Genomic DNA, 5,377 nt, shown 5'->3' with positions numbered 1-5,377 from the left:
TCACCGGCCACCTCGAGGCGCTCGACTCGACCCTCGCGGCGGCGGCGCTGCGCGACTTCGCCGATGTGCTGACCAACTGGTACGTCCGCCGCTCGCGCGACCGCTTCTGGCAGGGCGTCGACGCCGAGGGCCGCGGCACGGAGGCGTTCGACACGCTCTTCACCGTGCTCGAGACCGTCTGCCGGGTCGCCGCGCCGCTGCTCCCGCTGATGACCGAGGAGATCTGGCAGGGCCTGACCGGCGGGCGCAGCGTACACCTGGCCGACTGGCCCGATGCCGCCGAGTTCCCGTCGGATGCCGGTCTCGTCGCGGCGATGGACGAGGTCCGCAGCGTCTGTTCGGCGGCGTCCTCACTGCGCAAGGCGAACAAGCTGCGCAACCGGTTGCCGCTGCAACGCCTCACCGTCGCCCTGCCGTCCTCGGCGCATCTCGCCGAGTTCGCCGACATCATCCGCGACGAGGTGAATGTCAAGGAGGTCGTCTTGACCGACGACGTGAACTCCGTGGGTCGCTTCGAGGTCGTCGTCAACGCCCGTGCCGCGGGGCCGCGGCTGGGCAAGGACGTCCAGAGGGTCATCAGGGCCGTGAAATCCGGCGACTACACTGTCTCCGGGTCCGGCGCGGTCACCGCGGCCGGTATCGAACTGGTCGACGGGGAGTACTCCCGCAAGCTCGTCGCCGTCGACCCGGAGCGCACCGCGGAGATTCCCGGCACCGAGGGGCTCGTCGTGCTCGACATGACGCTCACCGAAGAGCTGGAGGCCGAGGGCTGGGCGGCAGACCGCATCCGCGGCATCCAGGACGCCCGGCGCACCGAGGACTTCGACGTGTCCGACCGGATCAGTCTCGTCCTGTCCGTGCCGGAGGAGCGACGGGGGTGGGCTGACACCCACATCCACGACATCGCGAGCGAAGTGCTGGCCACCTCCGCTAAGGTCATCACCGGCGAGGTCCTCACGCATGACACCGGTGACGGCTGCACGGCCACCGTGGCGCGCGTCACCGGCGACTGACACCGCCTGACAACTCAAGAGACCGTACGTACACCGACGGACGGCCGCCGGGACCGACCCGGGGAGACGACGTCTCCCCGGGACGGTTCCGGCGGCGTCGTCCTACGGGCCGGGTGAGTGTCCGTCATCCGGTTGAACCCAAGGAAGGTCACCCACGGTGACAGAGAACAAGACGACGCAGTCATTCCTGACCGCCGACCAGGAGGGGTACCGCAAGGGCCTCAAACACCGTCACATCCAGATGATGGCCATCGGTTCGGCCATCGGTACCGGACTCTTCCTCGGTGCCGGTGGGCGCCTGCATGATGCGGGCCCGTCACTGTTCATCGCCTACGCGGTATGTGGATTCTTCGGCTTCCTGGTGCTCCGCGCCATCGGCGAGCTGGTCATGCACCGGCCGAGTTCCGGCGGCGTGGTCTCCTACGCCCGGGAGTTCCTCGGCGAGCGCGCCGCCTACCTGCTGGGCTGGAACTACTTCCTGCAGTGGGCGATCACCGGTATCGCCGATGTGACGGCCTTCGCCCTCTACCTGAAGTTCTGGTCGGTCTTCGATTCGGTGCCGCAGTGGGTGCTGGCCCTGGTCGCACTGGTGGTCGTCGTCGGTTTCAACATGATCGGCGTCGCCGTGTTCGGCGAACTGGAGTTCTGGTTCAGCCTCATCAAGGTCGCCGCCATCGTGATCTTCCTGGTGACCGGTGTGATCTTCATCCTCACCGGGCACTCCCTCGACGGTGTCACCCCGGGACTGTCCAACATCGCCGACCACGGGGGGATCTTCCCCGAGGGTGTCGTCCCGCTGGCCGTCGTGACCTCCGGCGTCTTCTTCGCCTACCTCGGTATCGAGGTCATCGCGACAGCGGCCGGTGAGACCGAGAACGCCCGGGCGGAGATGCCGCGGGCGGTCAACAACGTCGTCTGGCGCATCCTGGTCCTGTACTGCGGCTCCGTGCTCGTCATGTCGCTGCTGCTGCCCTACACCGAGTTCAAGGCGGACGAGAGCCCGTTCGTCACCGTGTTCTCGAAGGTCGGCATCTCCCAGATGGGGGACATCATGAACCTCGTCGTGATCACCGCCGTGCTGTCCTCGCTCAACGCGGGTCTGTACTCCACCGGCCGCGTGATCCGCACCATGTCCCACGCAGGTTCCGCCCCGCACTCCCTCGGTGAACTCAACAACCGAGGCGTCCCCTTCGGCGGTATCGCGTTGACCAGTGTGGTCGTCATCATCGGCGTGATCATCAACTACGTCGCCCCGGGCCGTGCCTTCGACATCGCGATGAACCTCACCGCGGTCACCCTGGTGCTGACCTGGGGTGCGATGATCATCGCCCAGATGAAGCTCATGAAGAGGGCTGAGCGTGGCGAGATCGAGCGTCCGTCCTTCCGCATGCCGCTGGCCCCGTACTCCAACTGGCTGACGCTGGCCTTCCTGCTGCTGGTGGTCGTGCTCGTCGCCTCCGGGGACTCGATCGGCTTCTGGACGATCGTCATCTCCATCCCGATCATCCTCGTCGTCTGGTTCTCGTGGCGTTGGGTGAAGCCGAGCGTGGAGCGCCGTCGCGCCGAGTTCGAGGCGAAGGTCGATCGCGTGGCGGTGGACCCGGCGGAATAGGACGCCTCCGGTTCCCGGGCTGTTACACGCGGATGTCCCGGGCGGGTCCGGAGGCCACCGCATGTAAAAACATTGCTACCAGGCCCGGAAACGGGTCGAGTGCACCGCGTTCACCTGAGCAGAGTGCCGGTCCACGCACTAGCGTCTCGTTGCAGTCGGACCCCGGGGAGCGGGGTCCACCGACTCAACGGGAGCACCTCATGCCCTCACCGGCCCCATCTGACGGGACCCCGTCCACCTCCGCCGACAGTTTCCTCACGGCCGACCAGCACGGCTACCGGAAGGGTCTGAAGACCCGCCACATCCAGATGATGGCCATCGGCTCGGCCATCGGCACCGGGCTCTTCCTCGGCGCCGGTGGCAGGCTCCACACCGCCGGCCCCTCACTCGTCCTCGCCTACCTCGTCTGCGGCTTCTTCGGCTTCCTCGTGCTGCGGGCCGTCGGAGAGCTGGTGATGCACCGCCCCAGCTCCGGCGCCGTGGTCTCCTACTCCCGCGAGTTCCTGGGGGAGGGGCCCGCCTACTTCATCGGCTGGATCTACTTCCTCTGCTGGGCACTCACCGGAATCGCCGACACCACCGCCATCGCGATGTACCTGAAGTTCTGGGGCCTGTTCGACTCGGTCCCGCAATGGGTCCTGGCACTGGCTGCCCTCGTCATCGTCCTGGCGCTGAACACCATCTCGGTGAAGGTCTTCGGCGAGATGGAGTTCTGGTTCTGCCTCATCAAGATCATCGCGATCTGTGCCTTTCTCGTCGTCGGCATCTGTTTCATCGTCTCCGGTCACGACGTCGGCGGCCACGCTGTCGGCCTGTCGAACATCACTGACCACGGTGGACTCTTCCCCGAGGGGACCATGCAGCTAGCGCTGGTGACCTCCGGCGTGATCTTCGCCTACTTCGGCATCGAGATGGTCGCCACCGCCGCCGGTGAGACCGAGGACGCCCGGGCCGAGATGCCGCGGGCGGTGAACACGGTCGTCTGGCGCATCATCGTCTTCTACTGCGGGTCGGTCCTGCTGCTCAGCCTGCTGATGCCCTACACCTCGTTCTCCGCCGACGAGAGCCCCTTCGTCACCTTCTTCGACGCCGTGGGTGTCGACCACATGGGTGACATCATGAACCTGGTCGTCATCACCGCCGCTCTCTCCTCGCTCAACGCCGGGTTGTACTCCACCGGCCGTATCGTGCGCACCATGTCCCATGCCGGTTCGGCGCCGAGGAAGCTCGGCGTCCTCAACTCCCGCGGCGTCCCCTTCGGCGGGATCCTGCTCACCAGCGGGATCATCGTCGTCGGCGTGGTCATCAACTACGTCAGCCCCGGCCGTGCCTTCGACATCGCCATGAACCTCGTGGCCGTCACCATTGTCCTGGTGTGGGGGTTCCTCGTGGTCTGTCAGATGAGGCTGAAGGCCCGGGCGGACCGTGGCGAGCTGGAGCGGCCGAGCTTCCGCATGCCGTTGGCGCCCTGGTCCAACTGGCTCACCCTCTGCTTCCTGGTGACGGTCGTCGGACTCATGGCCTACGGTGATTCCCTCGGTTTCTGGACTGTCATGATCGCAATCCCGGTGGTCGCCGCCATCGCCGCCGGCTGGTACCTCGTCAAACCGGCCACTGAACAGCGCCGGGCGGAACACCTGGGCGCACCGGTGCCGGAGAAACAGGGTGCGGAGGTCCCGGCGCCCTAGGATGGGGGACCGTGACGGGTTCTGGGACAGGCGAGCGGCGCTGGGTGGTGCATGTCGACATGGACGCCTTCTTCGCGTCCGTCGAACAACTCACCCGGCCGACGTTGCGTGGCCGCCCGGTGCTGGTCGGAGGGGCCTCCGGGCGGGGCGTCGTCGCCGGGGCGTCCTACGAGGCGCGCAGGTACGGGGCCCGTTCGGCGATGCCCATGAACCAGGCGGTGCGGCTGTGCCGCGGCCGGGCATCGGTGGTGCGACCCCGGTTCGTGGTGTATTCCGCGGCATCCGAACGGATCTTCGAGATCCTGGAACGCGAGGCCGGGTTCATCGAGCGGCTCAGCGTCGACGAGGGTTTCGCTGAGCCGGCGGTCCTCGTCGGCGCGACCGCGCAGGACGCGGGGGTCTGGGCGCACGCTCTGCAGGACACGGTCGAGAAGGAGACCGGGCTGGTGTGCTCGATCGGGGTGTCCACCGGGAAACTTCACGCGAAAATGGCTTCCGACCTCAATAAACCCCACGGTGTGGCGGTCGTCGGGGCCGACCGTCGCGACGAGGTGTTCGGCCCCCGCCCGGTCGGGGAGATCGGCGGCATCGGGCCGGTCGCGCAGGCGCGGCTCACCGACATCGGTGTGACCACCATCGGCCAGTTCACCGCGATGGACGACGCCGACGTCCGCAGTCTCCTCGGCTCCGTCGGCACCCAGCTGCTCGGCTACGCCCGCGGTGCCGACCCCCGGCCGGTCACCGCCCGGGGCCGTGCCAAGCAGGTCTCCGCCGAACGTACCCTCGAGGTGGACGCCGCGACGACTGCCGCAGCCGACCCGGTGCTCGTCGCCTCGGCCACCGCAGCGCACGCCCGGCTCAGGAAGGACGGCCGTGCGGCCCGGACCGTCACGGTGAAGACCCGGACCGCGGACTTCCGGGCGCACACCCGGTCTGTGACGCTCACGGTGCCGACCGACGAACTCGACGAGATCATCGCCGCGTCCCGCTCGGTGATGCCGCACCCGGAGGAGTCCGGTGCGGTCCGGCTCGTCGGTGTGAGCCTGTCGGGGCTCACCGACGAG

General features: G+C 67.7%; 4 protein-coding genes. All 4 read left to right on the top strand.

The window, feature by feature from the left end; genetic code table 11:
- The coding region (locus QZV72_RS08920) for a class I tRNA ligase family protein (RefSeq protein ID WP_297007507.1) at nt 1-1,013 on the top strand (1,013 nt) is incomplete at its 5' end.
- 157 nt (nt 1,014-1,170) lie between these two features.
- Nucleotides 1,171-2,625 (top strand): amino acid permease, encoded by a 1,455-nt coding sequence (locus QZV72_RS08915; RefSeq protein ID WP_297007504.1) that lies wholly within the window; start codon nt 1,171-1,173, stop codon nt 2,623-2,625.
- Nucleotides 2,626-2,825: 200 nt separating this feature from the next.
- Nucleotides 2,826-4,313, top strand: a complete 1,488-nt coding sequence (locus QZV72_RS08910; protein WP_297007501.1) for an amino acid permease — start codon at nt 2,826-2,828, stop codon at nt 4,311-4,313.
- A gap of 11 nt (nt 4,314-4,324) precedes the next feature.
- Nucleotides 4,325-5,377, top strand: a 1,053-nt coding sequence (locus QZV72_RS08905; protein WP_297007500.1) for a DNA polymerase IV, incomplete at its 3' end; no start/stop codon positions are given.

The organism is uncultured Corynebacterium sp. (assembly GCF_902782855.1).
Taxonomy (GTDB): domain Bacteria; phylum Actinomycetota; class Actinomycetes; order Mycobacteriales; family Mycobacteriaceae; genus Corynebacterium.
Note: the sequence above shows the minus strand (reverse complement) of the source record. Positions and strands in the feature narration are given on the sequence as shown.